Here is a 19,452-nt window from a genome sequence, read left to right as displayed (position 1 = left end):
GCTTCGCCTTAAAAAAACATTTTCAGCAGGTATACCGACGGACAGATGCCAAATTTTAATTTTATTCTTATTAAGACTGTTAAAAAGTAATGATCGTCAGGACTCAAACCAAAAACCAGTTGTGAGTGAATTTGCAACTGTGGCTGAGTGAGGACTTCTCTAGCTTTACCCTTGAGGAGAGGAACCCTAAGATAGAGGTATTTTGTTTCTAATATTATTTTATGTCTAAAGACTCAATAAAAGTGCTTTTAATTGAGGATGACGAGGATGACTATATTCTGACGCGCGATCTCCTCTCAGAAATTGAGCGAGAAAAGTTTGATCTCGAATGGGTAGATAGTTATGATGCTGCTTTAGAAAAGATTCAGATGCATCAACATGATGTCTATTTAGTGGACTATCGTCTTGGCGCACACAACGGCTTGGAATTGTTACAAGAAGCCATTTCAACTAATTGTAAAGCGCCGATCATCTTGCTGACCGGGCAAGGAGATCGGGAAGTAGACTTTGCAGCAATGAAAGCGGGAGCTGCCGATTACTTAGTTAAGGGGAAGATGGACGCGCCGCTATTAGAGCGGGCGATCCGCTACTCGATCGAGCGAGTCAAAACGTTAGAGGCGCTGCGGGAGAGTGAATCGCGGCTAGAGAATATTCTTGGCTCGCTCGATGACAGCGTATGGTCGGTTTCAGCCATCACTAGGGAGCCGATTTACATCAGTCCGGCGGCGGCGGAAATTTATGGTCGTCCAGTCTCCCAGTTTTTCGAGCGCCCGAACCTCTGGCTGGAGGTGATTCACCCAGAGGATCGAGAACGAATAGAAGCGATGACGCAAGCGTTACTCCAAGTCGGTGCAGCAGACGAAGAGTATCGTATTTTTCGACCGGACGGGGAAGAGCGTTGGATTCGCAATCGCGCTCATCTAGGGCGTGACGCGAATGGGAATGTCATCCGAATCGATGGTTTGGCTGCCGATATTACCAAACGCAAGCAGGCAGAAGAAGCCTTGCGGTCAGCTATGCGCGAAAACAGCCAGCTAGCGGCGGCGATCGCTAACCTGACAACTGGAGTTACAATCACCGATCCAACTTTACCTGACAATCCAATTATCTTTGTCAATCCTGCTTTTACTGCCATCACCGGCTACTCGGCGGCGGAAGTGATGGGTTCTAATTGCCGCTTTCTACAAGGGAAAGATACCGATTTCACTGTTGTGAAAGTGATGCGAGAAGCGATCGCATCAAGGCAACCGATTATGTGTGTAGTCCTGAACTACTGCAAAGATGGGACACCGTTCTGGAATGAACTCACCATCAACCCAGTTTTTGATAACGAAGGGAAACTCATCAACTTCATCGGGTTGCAGAACGACATCACGGTTCGTAAGCAAACCGAAGAGGCAATTGAACGACTGCGCCACCAAAACGAACTAATTCTCAACTCAGCGGGTGAAGGAATTTATGGTTTGGATATTCATGGAAACGCCACCTTTGTTAATCCAGCTGCTGCGAGAATGCTGGGATGGGAAGTTGAAGAACTCATTGGCAAACCCTTGCATTTTATTTGCCACCATTCAAAAGCCGATGGCGCTCCTTATCCGCGAGAAGCGTGTCCAATTTATGCAGCCTTTAAGGATGGCACAGTTCAACAAATAGAAGAAGAAGTCTTTTGGCGAAAAGACGGTACGAGCTTTCCCGTTGAGTACATCAGCACCCCCATTCGAGAAAATGGTCAGTTGGTGGGTGCAGTCGTTACCTTCCAAGATATTACCGAGCGCGTAGGGGCAGCTACCAAGGCTGTCCAAACCCAGGAGGCTTTGCGTGAGAGTCAAGAACGTTATGAACTCGCCGTTTCTGGTGCTAACGACGGACTTTGGGACTGGAATTTAAAAACAAACGAAATTTATTTTTCTCCCCGCTGGAAATCCATGCTGGGCTGCGAGGAGAGCGAAATTAGCAATACGCCTGATGCCTGGTTTGAGCGAGTGCATCCTGAGGATATCGAGCAGTTGAAAGGGCAGATTTCTTTACATCTGGAAGGGCTGACCCCCCATTTTGAGAACGAACATCGCATACTACACAAAGACGGAACATACCGTTGGATGCTAATCCGGGGGATGGCTGTACGAGACACGAATGGGAAAGCCTCTCGCATGGCTGGCTCTCAAACTGACATCACCGAGCGCAAGCAAGTTGAGAAACAACTCCTCCATGATGCTTTTCATGACGTGTTGACAGGCTTACCAAACCGAGCCTTGTTTAGGGATCGGTTGGGACAGGCAATTGAACGGTCAAAACGAACCAGTGACTATTTCTTCGCCGTCCTTTTTCTAGATATTGATCGCTTCAAGGTGATTAATGACAGCTTGGGACACATGATTGGCGATCAATTGCTGGTAGCGATCGCGCAGCGGTTGAAAACTTGCGTGCGAGGTGGCGATACAGTTGCGCGGCTAGGCGGAGATGAATTCACCATCCTGCTCGAAGATATCAAAAATATCAACAATGCCACTGACATTGCCGAGCGCATCCACTTAGAACTGATGTATCCTTTTAAGCTCAACGAGCAAGAGGTATTCACGACAGCAAGCATCGGCATTGCCATCGGGGGTGGTTCGCAAAGCGCCCCAGCAATCGGATATGACTGTCCGGAAAATCTCCTGCGCGATGCTGACACCGCAATGTATCGTGCCAAATCAATGGGGAGAGCGCGTCACGAAGTCTTTGATACCACCATGCATACCCGCGCGGTGGCACTCTTGCAACTGGAAAACGACTTGCGGCGTGCGATCGAGCGGGATGAATTTCAGCTTCACTATCAACCCATTGTGTCATTGACAACTGGCAGGCTTGACGGGTTCGAGGCGCTTGTACGCTGGCAGCATCCGGAGCGCGGTTTAATCTCTCCAGCGGAATTTATTCCCATTGCCGAAGAAACAGGTTTAATTGTTCCCATTGGCCTGTGGGTACTCTACAATGCATGTTACCAAATGTATGATTGGCAGCAATTTTATCCAGAATTACTATTAACAATCAGTGTTAATCTTTCCAGCAAACAGTTTTTACAACCAGATTTAGTCAAGCAAATCGATCAAATTTTGCGGGAGACTCGCCTGGATGCGCGAAGCTTGAAGTTAGAAATTACTGAAAGTGCAGTTATGGAAAACGCAGAATCGGCAATCAAAATGCTTTTCCAACTAAAAGCTTTAGGCGTGCATCTGCATATTGATGACTTCGGCACTGGCTATTCATCCTTAAGCTATCTGCATCGGTTTCCCATCGATCAGTTAAAGATTGATCGTTCTTTTATTAGTAGAATTGGGGCGAAAGACGACAGTTTAGAAATTGTCCGTGCTATCGTGACCCTGGCTCATACTTTAGAGTTAAATGTGACAGCAGAAGGGGTGGAAACAGCCGAGCAACTCTCCCAACTGAGAGAAATGGAATGCGAATATGGGCAAGGATATTTTTTCGCTAAACCCTTAACTCAAGAGTCAGCAAAAGAATTAATTGTTACAACACAGCAGCTTACCACCGATTTCAATTATTTTGCCTCAATCTTTGCAAAACCTCAATAATCTTATGTGCGCTGAGTAGATGACTGAAATTTAGTATTGCTTAATGTTAGGTTTTGCCAAGGCGAAACCTAACTAGGCATTCTGCAAAACTATATTTTATAGTGTTGAGTTTTCCGCTTCATTTTCCTTTAGTGGCAATTCAACAATCTCAAACCAGTATTTTCCCAAAGCTTTCATCACAGAAACTAGAGATTCAAATGTGACTGGCTTAGCAATGTACGAGTTTGCGCCTAAACCGTAAGAACGATAGATGTCTTCCTCAGCCTTTGATGTAGTCAGCACGACGACTGGAATAGGTCGCAGTTCGGGATCGGCTTTAATCTCCTGGAGAGCCTCCCGCCCATCCTTTTTAGGCATATTCAGATCCAGCAGAATTAAACCTGGACGGGGCGATTTTATTAACTGAGTATACTTACCCCGATGGTAAAGATAATCCATCAGATCCTCACCATCTACAACAAAGTGTAGATCGTTAGCGAGTCGGCATTCTTCTAATGCATCCTTTGCTAGCAGCCGATCGTCTTCATCATCGTCAGCCATCAAGATGGTAATTAATTTTCCAGCTTTATTCACAGCGTTTTACTCACACCAAATTCCAGTACTTTCGCATAATTTGCAGTCGCGAAAAAAGGCTTGCTTTCTGAGATTGATCAGCAAAAATCTAAAATTTAAAATTCCAAAATCTATCACCTAGATTGCTTAACAGGTAGCGTGACAATGAATGTCGCCCCCTCCCCTAATATGCTTTTTGCTGTGATAGTACCACCATGACGCTCGACTATTTTACGGCAGATCGCTAAACCAACTCCCGTTCCTTCATACTCGTTACGACCGTGCAGGCGTTGGAAAACTGTGAAGATCCGATCCAGATACTTTTCGTCAAAACCAATGCCATTATCTTCAACCATAATTTGACACATGGGACGAGCTGATAAGTCTTGTGTCCAAAGCTGCTCGTCCTTCTCTAGTAATTGACTCCAAATCTTGACGACGGGTGCTTCTTCCTGACGCCGAAACTTCAGCGCATTGCTAATCAAATTCTGTAATAATTGCCGCATCTGCGACGGATCAGCATCAATTGTTAGCAGCTCGCCAATTTCTACTTGTGCGCCTACCTTCTGGATATGCACCTCCAAATCAGACAAGACCTCTTGTAGCACGTTGGTGATATTGACACGAGTAAAAGGCTGAGCTTTGCTTGTCACCCGCGAGAAGGCTAGGAGGTCATTAATAAGAGTTTGCATCCGTTGCGCCGCTTTTTGCATCCGCTCCAGGTAGTCCTTCCCCTCATTAGTTAGGGATTCTCCGTATTTGAGTTTGAGGCGATCGCCAAAGGCTTGAATTTTCCGCAATGGTTCCTGCAAGTCGTGGGAAGCGACGAAGGCAAAGTCTTGCAATTCCCGGTTGCTTTGTTCCAATTTGAAGGTATAAGCTTTTAATTTTTCCTCTGTTCGCTGTCGTTCGGCAATTTCAGCTTCAAGTTCTGTATTAATAATTAATAATTTTTGGGTACGTTCTTGCACCCGTTCTTCGAGCATTTCGTTGACGCTTTTGATTTCTGAAAATTTTTGATTAAGTGTCGCCGCCATCGACTTGAAGTTGCGAACTAGAGCGTCCAGTTCTGTCACCGGACTATTAGGCCAATCGATCAATTCTTGCTCTGAAAGTTTATGAGGCAGGTTTGTCGTTACTTGCGCTAGTTTTGAGAGGGGACCAACTAAGCTGCGGCTTAGAAGGGTTGCAAAAATAAGCGCGATCGCTGAAATTAGCATCAAAATCGCTAAACTATTGGTATGAACGCGCTCTATATGGCGGACGTCTGGTGTCGCAGACAATTCTGCAATGAGAGTCCAAGGAAGTTGGCTATCAATCGGAGTCTCTTGCACAAAGAACGAATTGTTCCAACGCACCATGACAAGCCGACTGCCACTTATCGGTAGCCACTGATAAGTCATCGGCGCAATTGGACGAATTTCACCATCCTTACGACGATCAAATGTTTGCATTGCTACTCGCTTAGACAGAGTACTAGCAATTACAGATTTTCTGCGATCGACGAGAGTAATTTGCAGTCCCCGCTCGTCAACATTTGATTTTAGGAGTTCGTCAATACCGTTCAAATCGAGTTCTGCAATGACTAAACCACGGAAGCGATTATCTCTTAGCACGGGTACGCTGAGAATTACCTTTTGTCCGTTCACTACATCCGATAGAGTAGGTTGCAGAGTATTATTTATTTCCTTAAAGTAGGGTTTAACAGCAAGATTCAATCCAATAGTGGACTCTCCCGCTTCATTCTGTCGTGGTGAAGATGTAATTGCTTTACCTTCGGCATTGACTACATAAATCTCATGGAAATCTGGAAATGTCCGTCTAGCAAATTCTATACTTGACTGCAATGCATCCAATTTGGTAGGCTCATCAGCAGCAATCCGAGCAAATTCTTGAACTGCCTTTAGATGTTGCTGATGCCAAGAACGCATTTCAACAACTAAATCTATAGAAGCCGCCTTGAGTTCTGCATTAGCTGTTGTCTTGATGTTATCAATTACGCGGCGGCTGTCTAAAACCATAAGAATTAGAGTAGGAAAGAAGACAAAAGCTACTAACAAATTAAAAACAGTTTGTTGCAAAGAAAGCGTGCTAACTGCTTGAGGACGACCTAGCCATTTATGAATCGGTAAATGAGTCAGCATCAAGCTAGCAATTAAAGCATTGAAAATCCCGTTTACAGGCTGCTTTAACAAGATAATCAACGCTTGTGTAGTATCTACGTGCAAGATAATGGCGTAAAATAGCCAAATGAGAGGCATCCCGATGAACAGCCAGAAAATTCCGTCTAGCAGCACGATATTCTGACGTAGACGATGAAACAATAAACTAACAAAGAATGCTTCAGCGGTAAAGGTAATTACCGTGTAGGGATGATGCCAAATAAAATAGGTACAAATGCCAGAAATGAAGCCTGCAAAAGTACCCCAACCTGTACCGTACAAAAATACTATAATCCAAACGGCAATGCTGCCAAATAGGAAATCTATATCGAAAAATAATGACCAACGGAAATAATTACCTAAATATCCGGCGGCGATTAAAATACTTAGTCCAAAAGCGGCTTTGTTTCGGGCGTAAAACGGTGTTATTTTTGGGAGATAAGGACTTAAATTCATAACTACGGCTTGGTTTTCTTGATTGATGTTGAGCCAGATAAATTCTGTTAGAGCCAGTCGCTTTACTCACAAACTGGACTTCTTATTACCTCCCCTTTTTTGAGTGTAGTGGTGAGTGAGGGCGGGGAGATAGGTAAGATGATATGTATCTTCGCAAAACTAAAAAGGCATAAGAAATATTAAAGATTCCTAATTATCATGGCTAATATTTCATAAATTAATTCAGATTAATATGTTAATTATTAAGAAATGTGGTTTAGAGCGATCGCTTACCTAATCCCTACTACCATCTCCACCCGTTTCTCACCAGTTCTCTTCATTTTTGCCTACTTGCTAAGGGATCATTGCTGCAAGAAGCTAAAAAAGCATTAGTTTATTAATTACTGCAATAACTCTAAAACAGCTCAGATTCTTAGCCAATTGTTACGCGGGTCGTCTGTATCTGAGCAATTATTGACAAGTCAACGATTTTTCTGAGTAAGTTCGACTCTATGCAGTCGCCTGAATTGCCTAAATGCAACAAAACGGCTACTGAGGCAAGCAGTAGCCGTCGCGTTAAAGTTTGTAAAACAGCGTAGCTTAGCGCAATCTGACTTAGATATTTTCAAGTTGGCACTAACTCGCCGGGACGCAACCGCGCCCATTTGCCGGTTTCCCGCTTAAAGCTGAGACAACCCACAACATCCCATTCCATCTCAATCATTTCCCCCTCGGTGCGGATATTGACATTGATGGTGGGTTCAGTGGCTTCAAAATCGGGGTCTTTAGTTAGATGAGGCACCTGATGCTGAATTTCTACCGCATGATAGGTGGTGCAGCGGTCTACGTATTGGCAGTTAACACAAATACACATAGGACAGCCTCCAGAGGCTTTTCTGTTAATCTAGCTCAGGCAACACGTCTATTAATTACCTATTGGGTTGATTTTTATTGCAATGTGTCTTTGAGGCGAATAAATTCACAGACACACAAACGCTTGTTCCTGTGCGTGGACTCGGAAAATTATCTAAATGGGGTAAGTATACAGATGCACTTAAACACAGACACCTCTACCCTATCGCCAAAAACTTGGCCTTTTAGCCTGGAATTGCTCCCGGAACCCGCTTATATGGTGGGGGGTGCTGTGCGAGATGCTTTGCTGGGACGCCGCCGCGAGTACCAGGATCTAGATTTTGTCTTACTGGCGGATGCGGTAAAAACAGCGCGGAAGATTGCCAGTCGCTACAAAGCGGGGTTTGTGTTGTTAGATGCCCAGAGACAGATTGCCAGAGTCGTATTTGAGCAAGCAACCGTTGATATTGCACAAGCCGAAGGGTCAAATTTAGAAATCGATTTGCAGCGGCGCGACTATACAATGAATGCGATCGCATACAATCCCTACACTGGCGAACTCATCGACCCTCTTAGTGGCTATGCAGATTTGCAACAGGGCATCATTCGGATGGTTTCCCCCAAAAATCTGCAAGATGACCCTTTACGGCTATTAAGAGGGTACCGCCAAGCCGCCCAACTCAGTTTTACGATTGAGTCGGATACCCAATCAGCAATTCGACAACTTGCACCTTTACTGGGGCAAGTATCGGCAGAACGAGTGCAAGCAGAGTTTGCCTATCTCCTTAACACTTCTGAAGGCACTCCTTGGATAATTACTGCCGTTGAGGATGGTTTACTCGCAACTTGGTTTCCCAGTGCCTCAAGCCCCCAACCGTTCCCGAACCCTCCCCTGCAAACGGAGGGAACAATCGCGAGGTTAATAACTCCACCTCTTAGCCCCCTCCCCGTTGACGGGGAGGGGGTTTGGGGGAGAGGTTCCGAAAATGTCTCTACAATCTTGCCAGCAGTTGAAAGTTCCGCTGTAATGCTCGGAGAAACATGGCATGAGTTAGCAATCTTTTTATCTAGCTTGGTAGGCGATACCTTAAAAACTTCTTGGTTGGGCATTGCGAAGCTGGCGATATTGTTATCACCCGTGCCGGAAGCTGCTGAAACTCAATTATTGAATTTAAAATACAGCCGCGCTGAAATTCGCGCTATTACCACTGCACTCAAATTATTGCCGCAGCTGCAACCATCTCAGATGTCTTTAGGAGAGCAGTATTTATTCTTTCGGGAGGCAGGACAGGTTTTTCCCGCCATCGTCGTTCTGGCTGTAGCCACTGGGATATCTGTCGCAGAATTGACACCCCTCATCAACCGCTATCTGACTCCTGACGACCCTGTTGCTCATCCCGCGCCCCTCGTCAGCGGCAAAGATTTGATCCAAACTTTCAATCTCCCATCTGGGCCACAAGTTGGTAAATTTCTCACCGCGATTGGAATCGCACGCGCTGAAGGTAAAATCTCTACCCCCGCAGAAGCCATAAAATTAGTTTCGCAACTACTGGAAGAGCCGTAAAACTTTTACAATACTTTTTGAGAATTATTTGGGTGTTATGAGTGGTTTGGTGAAAAATTTGATGTCTTGCAGACTCAAGCAAAAATGTAGGGTGCTAGGAGCAGCACCCTACAGTTCTTGTTGCTAAGGCGATTATTTGTGCCTTGCCTTATCTAAGCAACTGTACCTAACGTCCTACTGACGAGTTAGGTTTAGGAGTTCTTTCGGGGACGCCAATAAGTCAACCGCCACGAAGAAAATTTTGCCTTGAGGATCGAGTAAGAACCGCCACGCAATGTTCATGCCAACGCTGGCACCGAACCAAGGAGTTTCTACTTTCCCTGTGACTTTATGCTGGGTATAGCCATCTTCTATGCGCTCAGAGACGCCTTTCTGTGGCATCATCTTGAGTCCCTGACATTCTTCGCGCATATATGCAGAAATCGCTGCACGACCGACAATTGGCTTCTGGAAGGGCGGTTGCAATGCTCCCTTTTCCGCAAATAGAGACACAGCCGCCTCAAAGTCAAATGCGTTCATGTTTTGAATATAGTTCAGCACTGTAGGCTCACTGATGCCATCAATATTGATCTTCGGACGGGAAGCTAGGGCGGTGGGTGCTATATAGGGATCTTCGGGTTTTGCGTAATCGTTGAGAGCCGGATCAAATCCCATGTTGATGACGGTATTCCGCAAAACTGTGATTTGCTGACCCGGATCGAGTTTCTTGATGGTTTCCAGCACTGCTGCGGCTTCCGGGGTCATTTGATATCCCGTTGGGATGGGAGCGACAATACCCTGTGCCATCAACTCTCCTAACTCATACCAAAAACCCAACTTGGTATTGACGCTGAAAGAAGAATAGGAACGGCTGATGGGAGTGTCAGCACGGTTAGCAAGATCCTCCATCACTTTCGTTTGGGCGGCAGCTGGCATCTGCTTAATTTGGGCTAGTAAACCTTCCGCTAGTATCATGCGGGCGGCTCCTGTGGCGGCGCGAGTAATTGAAACACCCATTTCGGTGTAGGCAAACCAGAGTAATGCCAGTTGATCGTCAACGCTGAGCTTATCGAAAGCTTCCGTGGTAGCTGGAACCGCATTAGCAATCTGAGTTCCAGGGAAAATGCCCTGTGCGGACTCAATCGTATAAGTCGTGGATGAAGTCATGGATGCATTATTTAGATTCGTTAAAACTATTAATCCAGAAACTTCTGGGTTACGAATCTTTGTCTCCTGTCTTAAAACATATAACAAAACATTACAGAATGTAAAGTTTTCTTTACATTGGGGGAGACAGAGATCGCACCATCTAAGGCTGCCAAGAATCGGATTTATTCATACAGGGTCTAGGGTTGATGGCAATTTCCATCCCCCAAATGTTATGAAACGGTTTGTAAATACTGGTGTTTGATGAACGCTCTCGCCTTGAAAATCACTAGCAGCTAATGGCAGACAAGCAGAGATCGCAACTTTGGGCAATTTGCTCTTTTGCCGCAACAGAGTTGTATTTGGCTATGTAACGTTAAATCGGGCAATGCTAAGAAATCGCTGCTAAAAAACTTTCTCCGGGTAGCGATCGCTGCTTATCTTAGATAATTTGCCGCCATGCCCTAGCATTTGAGAGTAGCTGCTCAATCAAAGGAGCCTTTGCCTGGACGTAGCCCTCTCGATCTAGCCGGAATTGTACCGCTAACTCGCGCTTCAAAGCATCATATTGCTTCGCCTTCTCTGGGTGCGCCCTGAGAAAATCGCAGAAGATTAGCTGGTTTTCCCAAACCTGATTCCCTCGTTTCACCAGATGGAGATGGTGAGTGCGGGGCATCCCTTTGCGAAAAAAGTGCCGTCCTGGAACACCCAACTCACCTTGGTAGAGATAGCCGAGTGTTTCGACAGATGTAATCTGATCGACGCTGGGTGGTAACTCCTCCAAGCCTACGAGAATATCAATGATTGGTTTAGCTGCTAATCCTGGCACTGAGGTACTGCCAATATGGTGGATGTCCAAGACGGCATTACCGAGGGCGTGGAGAATCTGGAGTTTTTCCTGCTCAAATTGGATAGGCCAATTGGTATCGTAATCAACCACTTGGATCAAATCTTCCATCGGTTTAAATTAACTCCTTAGCGATCGCTCCTACCAGATATTTGCTGGAGGGTTTCTAAAAAACTTTCTCCCGGCAAGCTTCGCATTTCCATCTGTTGATTAATCTTGATAGCAGCAGCTAATCCAGAATTCATCGCCCCTTCTACCAAGTTTCCCTCACACCAATCGCCACAACAAATTAGAGGCAACGGTGTCCCAGCGTCCAGGCAATCTTGATGCAAAGGACGACTGGGAAAAGCATAGCGCCAGCGATGGATTTGAAACCATTCGGGAGAATCTAGCCACGGAACAAGTAACTGTGCAGCACGGGATAACATCTGGCGTGCAACTGGGTTTAAATCTTCGGCGTCCAGGTAACGGTTTGCAAATTCAGCGGTGCTGTGCAAAACAAAGACTGGCATCTGGGGATTGGGGCGTTTGCTGCTGTCTAAACCAATCCACGCTAAGTCAGAGTCGTGTGTAACATCTAGGTGTAACGGGAACTTCCCCGTCTCTGCATTACTTAAATCTTGCTGTCGAGAAGCTGGATAACCCGCCATGACACTGAGACAGAGATCAAACTCCACAGCCCGTAAACTATCTAGAAATTCAGTTGGTATGGTTTTGGCTAAGGGTTCCAGTAGCATCAAAGCTTGAGGCGCTGGAATTGCCACGACAACAGCTTTAGCAATTAATGGGTCGGCTTTCGGCTCAAAAGTGAAATGCCAAGTTTTCTCATCAGTTGGGGTAATTGCTTGAACCCGTTGATTCAGCCGCATTTCTAAACCTGTGGCGAGGAATTTAGCGATCGCATTCATCCCCATTGGTGCCACATAACGGGGACGGATCGAGGATAAATTCGGCTTTGCTGGTTCCCGGCAAACAGGATTCGTCCAGGCTTGAACAATCCCCGGCTTTCCTTCAAAATCGCTTTGCTTCACCCGCAAAACATCAATAAACTTCTCAGTTAACTGCCCTTGGGGTTCTAAATAACGCAAGCCATGATCGGCACAAGTCCCCTGCAATCGGCGCGTTGCCACCCTTCCCCCAACGCCACGAGATTTGTCAACGACGACCACTTTATATCCAGCTTGGTGCAACTGTTGAGCAACGGTCAGTCCCGCGATACCCGCACCAATGACAGCGACATCAAACACTACGGATAACCCTCAGTCTTCAAGTATATAGAAGTAGAATAAGGGACAGCACCGAATCTGGGGTCTGGGAGGAATTGAAGTTGGACGAGCTGAGAGCCGCGCTGGAATTAGCCACAGAAGAAGAGTTACAGCAACTGACAGATATTCTATTTCGCCGCAAGTTTAACCCCTTAGATTACGTTCAGACACCTGACCCGATCGACATTCAAAGCCAAGATCACGAAGATTGGTTGGATGCGATCGAGCAGAGATTTCGCTTTTTAGCGGCGGATGGAGTGACAGTTTTGCGAGGACGCACGGGTGAAGTAACTTATCGCCAAATTTTGATACAAGTTTGTCGATATCTAAAAATTCCCTATTCTGCAAAACTTTCAACGACTGATTTAGAAGCAGAAGTATTTCTCAACCTGATGGGTCGGGCGTGGAAGCAAATGCCACGACACGAACAGAAAGCGTTAACGGCCAGAGTACAGCGATCGCTAGCCAAGTCTCAACTCTCCGAACCCCTGCCAGTGCAGTTGCAACACGACCCAATGGCTTTACTCGTTAAGGGCGGTAGTGCCCTTGCCGTCAGTTCCATTGTCCAGCCGCTGCTGCTACAACAACTTGCCCGTCAGTTTGCGATTCATTTTGCTAGCTATCAAGTCGCCAAAGAAACTGTTATCCAAGGCAGTGCTGCTGCTGCTGCACAGTTCCAAAATTACGTGGTACTGCAAACAGCTAAGCGTGGGATGGCGATGAGTGCTGCCCGTTATGGTGCCATCCGCAGTGTATTTGCGTTGGTGGGACCTGCGATGTGGGCGTGGTTTTTTGCTGATTTGGGCTGGAGAGCGATCGCGACTAATTACGGTCGGATTATCCCTATCATCGTTGCCTTAGCGCAAATTCGCCTAACTCGTGCCGAATGCTGGGAACCTGCTTAGGAGTCAAAAGTTAAAAATTAAAAATGAAGAAATCCCCGTTTTTAATTTTTAATTTCCCATTTTTAAGTCGGCATCCTGACCCCAGCTTGCAAGCCTCTTGGCACTATGCTCAACTGGGGTTTCTGATTTTTCCCTTGATTCCTATTCTGGGTGCTGTCGGAATATTTATTGGATTAGTTGGCACCTGGAGAAAAAAATATCCCACAATTATCCGACGCCCTCTCAATCGCGGATTCGCTATCTTTTGCACCTGGGTAATTATTTCAGCTAGCTTCGCCCCTTTTCCTTTAGAAGCCTTGCTGGGATTGTTTAATTTCCTCCCCTTTTTCATCTTTTTTGCTGCCTATAGCGAACTCATTCAGACACCAGCACAACTGCGACGGTTAGCTTGGATTTTGGTGGTGCCTTCTGTACCCGTGGTCATTCTCGGCTTCGGACAGATATTCTTGGGTTGGGCTAGCCCAGCGCTATTGGAAGGTATTGTAGGTTGGGCGCTACAACCCAAAGGCAATCCCATCGGGCGGATGGCTTCGGTGTTTATGTATGCCAACATTTTGGCAGCCTATCTGCAAATTGTGTTTATTTTGGCACTGGGATTGTGGATTGAAGAAAGCAAAAAGCGATCGCCCCAATCTCCCCGCTTACGCACCGCCACGCTAGAACAAAGGGCGGAAGCAAAAGCTAAAACAAAATATATTTTTCCCTTTCCGTTTACCTGGCGAATTGGGTTTCTGAGTGTAGCGGTAATTGGAAATGCTGCTGCACTGATTTTGACGAATTCCCGCAATGCTTGGGCGATTGTCGTTCTTAGCTGCCTTGCCTTTGCCTTCTACCAAGGTTGGCGTTGGCTAATCGCCGGAGTGGGGGCGATCGCTACTAGCATCCTCTGGGCAGCTTTTGGCCCTTCACCCGTGCGCGAATGGCTTCGCACGATTGTCCCCTATTACTTTTGGGCGCGACTCACCGACCAAATGTATCCAGATCGACCCGTGGCGCTGTTACGGACAACTCAGTGGCAGTTTGCTTGGTCGATGACTCAGCAACGTCCCTGGACTGGCTGGGGTTTAAGGAATTTTACACCCCTCTACGAGGCACAGATGAAAGTCTGGCTGGGACATCCTCACAGCTTGCTGTTAATGCTAACGGCTGAAACTGGCATCCCCGCAACCATTTTCTTCTGCGGTTTAGTTGGCTGGGTGATGGTTCAAGCTACCCTACTATTGGCAGAGATGGGACTAATCTCGTCTCCACAAAATAGGTTAATTCTTTTCAGTTATTTAGTCGCTTTTGGTGCCTGTACATTATTTAATGTAGTAGATGTAAGTATATTTGATTTACGGGTGAATACCTTGGGATGGTTGCTATTAGCAGCCATTTGCGGAGCAGTTTATCAAAAGAGAGCGATCGCATCCTTTCCCGCACTACAATAATTGAAACCCACTCTTAACCAAGCAGAGTGAAGCTGTGGTGACTCAAAATAGGGAAAATCCGAATAATGAAGGTCGCCGGATGCCGTATCAAACAACCTTGGCGACCAGTCATTACGCCTTGCTAGGGCTGCACCCTTCGGCGTCCCCGATCGAAATTCGACGGGCATATCGAGAATTAAGCAAACACTACCATCCCGATACCACAGAATTGCCTGCTAACATAGCAACGGCTAAGTTCCAGCAGCTAAACGAAGCCTATTCCACTCTCAGCAATCCACAACGGCGACTGGCTTATGACCTAAAAATTGGCTATTCCCGCATTAGCGTAATTCAAGCACCGCCAAACTTGAATTCTTCGGTTTCCCAAGCAAAAAAGGCATATTCTTCCTCAGCCTATTTAGATCCAACCGATCGCCCCCTCTCTCCAGGAGAGATTTTTGTCCTATTCATTATGGGTTTAACCTTTGTGGGTTGCCTATTGTTAGCGATCGCCATTGGCTTAACGCGAGGAGAAGCCGCCTTCCAGGTTTCCGGGTTACAAACCCTGCAACCAGTCGAGCAGCAGGCGACTCCTCATCTTCCTGTTCATCCTCATCATCTATTTAAACCTGTGGCATCTGGGTCTCGCCTTGCCCCACTCATCCCTCAAAACAAGCGAGTTAATTCAATCTACTTGCCGGATGACAGATAATTTGGGACAATCCGCCCCTAACCGAATTAAAACGACCTATGACTCTTCCCACTGCTGATACACCCCTCTATAACCATCCCTTACCTGATATTGAACAGTGGCTCAAAAAGATGGGATGTCAACAAGACCGAACTCAGCTGCACTGTTGGCACATTGCTAGACCTTTTTGGAAAGCAGAGCTGTCTCTAGATGTGGAGGAGCTAACCGTGCGCTATCTAGAAGCGGGTGAAGGCGGACGAGATATCCTGCGCTCCTTCAAATATTCTCTGACTCGCCAAGATGTAGAAGACGCCGTCTTTGCAGGCCCTTAGAAAGAGTTTTGAGTTTTGAATCTTCAATTCGAGAAATCAGTCAAAACAGAGACGCGAGCTATCGCGTCTCTACAAATTTACTTATACTTTGCCGAAACGGCGATCGCGCTGTTGATACGCACACAAAGCCCGGTGAAACTCCGCCCGGTCAAAATCAGGCCACAGTGTCTCTGTGATATAGAGTTCCGCATAAGCTAATTGCCACAGCAGGAAGTTCGAGAGGCGCATTTCCCCGCTGGTGCGAATCAGCAGGTCGGGATCGCCAACTTTAGCAGTATAGAGGTGGCGTGAAAACAAAGCTTCATCAATTTCATTAGGCTGTAAAACCCCTTCCTGCACCTGAGTCGCGATCGCTCGACAAGCTTGCAGAATTTCCTGGCGTCCCCCATAATTAGTTGCCACAGTAAACTGAATGCTGGCATTGTGCTGAGTTTCAGCCATTGACCGCTCAATTTCTACCTGGAGACTTCGCGGTAAATCGGCTAAATTTCCCATAAAGTTGATTCGCACATTCTCCTGCACCATTTCCCGGAGTTCCTGCCGCAACACCCCCTCAAACAAGGTCATTAAAAAATCAACCTCTTCCAGCGGTCGTTTCCAATTTTCCGTAGAAAACGCATAAGCAGTCAGCGCTGGAATTCCCCAATCCTTACAGCAGCGCAGTAAATCCTTCAGCGCATAGACCCCCCGCCGATGACCCATAATTCGAGGTAGCCCTTGGCGTTTGGCCCATCGACCATTTCCATCCATGATTACTGCCACATGTTTGGGCAGGCGGTCTCGATCGAGGTCAGCAGGCAAATTTTGTAAGACAGTTGATTTTGAAGTCATTTCTTGTCACGAGAACCCGGTGGTGGAAGACGAAGCAAACGCGAAACCAGTGCCTTTCCCCGATCGCTAATCTGACGTCCCAAACTGCGTAGACCGGGGGCGACGGCCCTCTCTTCGCTTGACGTGGAGAATCGCGTCTCTAAGAGTTCTTTCAGTTTACTGCTGGTTAGGGGGCGATTCAGTCCCCCCCTCTCCGCTAAAGAAATAGAGCCGGTTTCTTCAGATACAACGATACATAGGCAATTTTCGACCCGCTCCGTAATTCCCATTGCTGCCCGGTGCCGCGTCCCCAGCTGCCGCGACGCCGTGCGCTCAGAAAGGGGCAAAATCACCCCAGCGGCAACAATGCGGGAGCCACTAATGAATATTGCGCCGTCGTGCAGGAGCGTAGATGTTTGAAAGATAGTTTGTAGGATTTCCTTAGAAACCTCAGCATTTAATTTGACGCCTTGAACGGAAAAATCCCGCTCATCAATTGGCCCGGTCGTTTCCAGTACGATCAAAGCACCCGTGCGGTTTTGGGACAATTCCTTGACCGCATCCACAATTTCATCAATAACACTATCTGCTTTGGGAATCGCTCGTCGGGAGGGTTGCAGCAACTGCATCAGTTCTCCCCTGCCCAATTGTTCCAGAAACCGACGAAATTCTGACTGGAAAATGACAGCCATCGCCACAGCCGAGCCAACTACCAACTTTTCCAGGACAAAACTCAACAGTACCAGCCCCAGGCGATTACTCACGGCTGAGGCTAGCATTAAGACAATCAAACCCCGTACCATCCACAATGTGCGACGCTCCCCGATAAAGAGTAGCACCAGATACGTGAGGATGAGAACTAAAACAATATCAATGCTTTGAAGCAACAAGGTCGAAGTTCCGGGAGGGTCTTGACCGGGACCCAAATTCATTGAACCTTATCAGATTTGCTGAAGTTTGCTGGATACGGGCGAGTTTAAAGGCAGAAGGCAAGAATGTAAAAAGCAAGGAGAGCAGTTAGCTATTGGCTTGAATTAACTGTTTAGAGTCTAAATCTAGTGTACCTGTGGTTACGTCCCAGCTAAACAGTTAATAGCTAATTACTGCTTCTATTTTTTACTTTCTTTTTCCCTTAAAGCTCGATTTTAGCTGAAGCGCCCCCTTGGGTAGTAGCGAATTAGGTAGTGAGTCGTAGGATTTTCCGATGACTAACATCTTCCATTAATCGACTATATAGCGGTTTTCCATTGCGTTCAACACACATGGTAAGAGCGTTTGCGTGAGCTGTGCGCCCCTACATAGCCCTCATGTCAAAGAGCATGAGAGCTATGTATATGTATTCCCCTACCCTCTCCTTGACGAAAGGGGAGAAAAGCCTCCCTCCTTTGATTGAGAAGAGACTAAGCGGCAGGGATTTTAGTTGACCGCATTGGTGCAAAAAATTCCCAATCTAACTAACTACTAATCGCTCAGGTAGACGATCCTGCCGAATTACATCCTGGTAGGTTTCCCTCTGCAAAATCAGATTAGCTTCTCCTCGACCTACTAAAACCGCTGCCGGACGAGACAGGCGATTGTAATTAGAAGCCATGCTGTAATTGTAGGCACCTGTGCCCATGACGACGAGAATATCTCCCGGCTCAGTTTTCGGCAGCGATGCTTCTTTGATCAGAATGTCTCCAGATTCGCAGTGTTTACCGGCAAGGGTGACAGTTTCTGTCAAGGGTGCCGACATCCGGTTGGCAACAACGGCTCGATACAGGGATTGGTAGGTGATGGGACGGGGATTGTCAGACATTCCGCCATCAACGGATAGGTAGGTGCGGATGTCGGGAACGACTTTTGATGAGCCTACGGTGTAGGCGGTGACGCAGGCAGTCCCAATGAGCGATCGCCCTGGTTCGCACAATAATTTAGGTAAGGGGATTTGTTGGGATTGGCAGGCTGCGGTAATGGCATCGCTGACAGTTTTTACCCACTCGTCAATACTGGGAGGATCGTCTGATTCGGTGTAACGAATTCCTAAGCCACCCCCGACATTTAACTCTTTGACGGGCAATCCATTGGTGGCTGCTTTTTTAAACCACTCCACCAGAACCCCCGCGAGATCGTGATGGGGTTGGCGTTCAAAGATTTGGGAGCCGATGTGGGCGTGCAACCCGATACAATCCAAGGTTGACTGCTGGCTGATAAAAGCAAAGACTTCCTCTAATTGGTTAGGATCGAAGCCAAATTTGCTATCGAGGTGTCCGGTGCGGATGTATTCGTGAGTGTGACATTCAATGCCAGGGGTGAACCGCAGCATGATCCGGATTTTGGATTTTGGATGATTAGAGGGGTTAACCTCTGATTCCTTAGGCGCTTGTCCCGATTCCAAAGCCGCGAGGGTGCGTAGCTCTAACCAGTTGTCTACTACAATCGTGCAGCCGGTTTCAACCGCTAGAGTCAGTTCTTCACGGGATTTGTTATTGCCGTGAAAATAAATTTTGTCGGGACTGACGCCAGCTTGCAGCGCCGTGTAGAGTTCGCCGCCAGAGACGACATCGATCCCCAAGGCTTCACTCGCAGCGATCGCGCAAACGGCTAGGCAACTCCAGGCTTTAGAAGCATACAGCACCTGCGATTCCCCGCCGTAATAGCGGCTCAAACCATCCCGATATTGACGACAAGTTGTCCGCAGCGTTTCTTCGTCCAAAATATAAAGAGGTGAACCAAATTGCTGCACGAGTTTCGTGACGTCACAACCCCCAATCTCCAGGCAGTCGCGGCTGTTAACCCCAGATGTCAGGGGCAAAAGTTCTTGATTGGGTGAGCGATCTACACTGATGCGCTGATTTGCGTCTGTACGGGTTGTAGGGGTAGGCGGTAAATATTGCCGTCCAGAATTTTGAATCCCGACTGGTTGAGTCGATAGCATGATCTAATAGT

The 19,452-nt window shown here is 46.9% G+C and carries 15 protein-coding genes; 6 read left to right on the top strand and 9 right to left on the bottom strand.

Annotated features, from left to right (window positions below):
• The first annotated feature begins 221 nt into the window (after positions 1–221).
• Positions 222–3,575 carry an EAL domain-containing protein gene (locus tag NDI44_RS18400; protein WP_190412054.1) on the top strand — a complete coding sequence of 1,118 codons (3,354 nt, stop codon included), beginning with the start codon at positions 222–224 and terminating at the stop codon, positions 3,573–3,575.
• 96 nt (positions 3,576–3,671) lie between these two features.
• Here NDI44_RS18400 and NDI44_RS18395 read toward each other — a convergent pair whose 3' ends face one another.
• The 3 genes from NDI44_RS18395 to NDI44_RS18385 form a co-directional block, all read right to left on the bottom strand.
• A complete protein-coding gene (locus NDI44_RS18395) occupies positions 3,672–4,115 on the bottom strand; it encodes a response regulator (protein ID WP_190412119.1) in 444 nt (147 codons plus the stop codon).
• Between the two features lie 146 nt (positions 4,116–4,261).
• On the bottom strand, positions 4,262–6,745 hold the full coding sequence (locus NDI44_RS18390) for an ATP-binding protein (protein WP_242037032.1): 2,484 nt from the start codon (positions 6,743–6,745) through the stop codon (positions 4,262–4,264).
• Positions 6,746–7,349: 604 nt separating this feature from the next.
• Positions 7,350–7,598, bottom strand: a complete 249-nt coding sequence (locus NDI44_RS18385; protein ID WP_190412053.1) for a Ycf34 family protein — start codon at positions 7,596–7,598, stop codon at positions 7,350–7,352.
• Between the two features lie 174 nt (positions 7,599–7,772).
• On the opposite strand from NDI44_RS18385, the gene NDI44_RS18380 reads away from it, so the two are divergent.
• Positions 7,773–9,140 carry a CCA tRNA nucleotidyltransferase gene (locus NDI44_RS18380; RefSeq protein WP_190412052.1) on the top strand — a complete coding sequence of 456 codons (1,368 nt, stop codon included), beginning with the start codon at positions 7,773–7,775 and terminating at the stop codon, positions 9,138–9,140.
• Positions 9,141–9,314: 174 nt separating this feature from the next.
• On the opposite strand, the gene NDI44_RS18375 is transcribed toward NDI44_RS18380, so the two are convergent.
• From NDI44_RS18375 to NDI44_RS18365, 3 genes are all read right to left on the bottom strand, one after another.
• The gene (locus NDI44_RS18375; RefSeq protein WP_190412051.1) at positions 9,315–10,286 is read right to left on the bottom strand and encodes an orange carotenoid protein N-terminal domain-containing protein; all 972 of its coding nucleotides are present in this window, start codon (positions 10,284–10,286) and stop codon (positions 9,315–9,317) included.
• A gap of 421 nt (positions 10,287–10,707) precedes the next feature.
• A complete protein-coding gene (locus NDI44_RS18370) occupies positions 10,708–11,223 on the bottom strand; it encodes a GrpB family protein (RefSeq protein WP_190412050.1) in 516 nt (171 codons plus the stop codon).
• A gap of 17 nt (positions 11,224–11,240) precedes the next feature.
• Positions 11,241–12,359: an FAD-dependent oxidoreductase gene (locus NDI44_RS18365; RefSeq protein WP_190412049.1), complete on the bottom strand. Its 1,119-nt coding sequence runs from the start codon at positions 12,357–12,359 to the stop codon at positions 11,241–11,243.
• A gap of 80 nt (positions 12,360–12,439) precedes the next feature.
• On the opposite strand from NDI44_RS18365, the gene NDI44_RS18360 reads away from it, so the two are divergent.
• From NDI44_RS18360 to NDI44_RS18345, 4 genes are all read left to right on the top strand, one after another.
• Positions 12,440–13,282 (top strand): YaaW family protein, encoded by an 843-nt coding sequence (locus NDI44_RS18360; RefSeq protein ID WP_190412048.1) that lies wholly within the window; start codon positions 12,440–12,442, stop codon positions 13,280–13,282.
• 23 nt (positions 13,283–13,305) lie between these two features.
• Positions 13,306–14,712 (top strand): O-antigen ligase family protein, encoded by a 1,407-nt coding sequence (locus NDI44_RS18355; RefSeq protein WP_190412047.1) that lies wholly within the window; start codon positions 13,306–13,308, stop codon positions 14,710–14,712.
• A 79-nt stretch (positions 14,713–14,791) separates the two neighbouring features.
• Entirely contained in the window at positions 14,792–15,403 is a 612-nt protein-coding gene (locus NDI44_RS18350) for a J domain-containing protein (protein WP_190412117.1), read from the top strand.
• Positions 15,404–15,441: 38 nt separating this feature from the next.
• On the top strand, positions 15,442–15,714 hold the full coding sequence (locus NDI44_RS18345) for a DUF3143 domain-containing protein (protein WP_190412046.1): 273 nt from the start codon (positions 15,442–15,444) through the stop codon (positions 15,712–15,714).
• Positions 15,715–15,795: 81 nt separating this feature from the next.
• On the opposite strand, the gene NDI44_RS18340 is transcribed toward NDI44_RS18345, so the two are convergent.
• The 3 genes from NDI44_RS18340 to lysA form a co-directional block, all read right to left on the bottom strand.
• On the bottom strand, positions 15,796–16,545 hold the full coding sequence (locus NDI44_RS18340; protein ID WP_190412045.1) for an isoprenyl transferase: 750 nt from the start codon (positions 16,543–16,545) through the stop codon (positions 15,796–15,798).
• A complete protein-coding gene (gene cdaA / locus NDI44_RS18335) occupies positions 16,542–17,456 on the bottom strand; it encodes a diadenylate cyclase CdaA (protein WP_190412044.1) in 915 nt (304 codons plus the stop codon). The genes NDI44_RS18340 and cdaA overlap by 4 nt, the downstream gene beginning before the upstream one ends.
• Positions 17,457–17,974: 518 nt before the next feature.
• Positions 17,975–19,441, bottom strand: coding sequence for a diaminopimelate decarboxylase (lysA, locus tag NDI44_RS18330; RefSeq protein WP_190412043.1), 1,467 nt, complete (start codon positions 19,439–19,441; stop codon positions 17,975–17,977).
• Positions 19,442–19,452: the final 11 nt, after the last annotated feature.

This window comes from Trichocoleus sp. DQ-A3 (assembly GCF_039961975.1).
In the GTDB taxonomy this organism is placed as follows: Bacteria; Cyanobacteriota; Cyanobacteriia; order Cyanobacteriales; family FACHB-T130; genus FACHB-T130.
This window is presented reverse-complemented; position numbering and strand designations above follow the sequence as displayed.

Bases quoted from the DNA above. Each gene is read 5' to 3' on its own strand.
- NDI44_RS18400 (WP_190412054.1), top strand. From the start codon at position 222: ATGTCTAAAGACTCAATAAAAGTGCTTTTAATTGAGGATGACGAGGAT.
- NDI44_RS18395 (WP_190412119.1), bottom strand. From the start codon at position 4,115: ATGGCTGACGATGATGAAGACGATCGGCTGCTAGCAAAGGATGCATTA.
- NDI44_RS18390 (WP_242037032.1), bottom strand. From the start codon at position 6,745: ATGAATTTAAGTCCTTATCTCCCAAAAATAACACCGTTTTACGCCCGA.
- NDI44_RS18385 (WP_190412053.1), bottom strand. From the start codon at position 7,598: ATGTGTATTTGTGTTAACTGCCAATACGTAGACCGCTGCACCACCTAT.
- NDI44_RS18380 (WP_190412052.1), top strand. From the start codon at position 7,773: ATGCACTTAAACACAGACACCTCTACCCTATCGCCAAAAACTTGGCCT.
- NDI44_RS18375 (WP_190412051.1), bottom strand. From the start codon at position 10,286: ATGACTTCATCCACGACTTATACGATTGAGTCCGCACAGGGCATTTTC.
- NDI44_RS18370 (WP_190412050.1), bottom strand. From the start codon at position 11,223: ATGGAAGATTTGATCCAAGTGGTTGATTACGATACCAATTGGCCTATC.
- NDI44_RS18355 (WP_190412047.1), top strand. From the start codon at position 13,306: ATGAAGAAATCCCCGTTTTTAATTTTTAATTTCCCATTTTTAAGTCGG.
- NDI44_RS18350 (WP_190412117.1), top strand. From the start codon at position 14,792: ATGCCGTATCAAACAACCTTGGCGACCAGTCATTACGCCTTGCTAGGG.
- NDI44_RS18345 (WP_190412046.1), top strand. From the start codon at position 15,442: ATGACTCTTCCCACTGCTGATACACCCCTCTATAACCATCCCTTACCT.
- NDI44_RS18340 (WP_190412045.1), bottom strand. From the start codon at position 16,545: ATGACTTCAAAATCAACTGTCTTACAAAATTTGCCTGCTGACCTCGAT.
- cdaA (WP_190412044.1), bottom strand. From the start codon at position 17,456: ATGAATTTGGGTCCCGGTCAAGACCCTCCCGGAACTTCGACCTTGTTG.
- lysA (WP_190412043.1), bottom strand. From the start codon at position 19,441: ATGCTATCGACTCAACCAGTCGGGATTCAAAATTCTGGACGGCAATAT.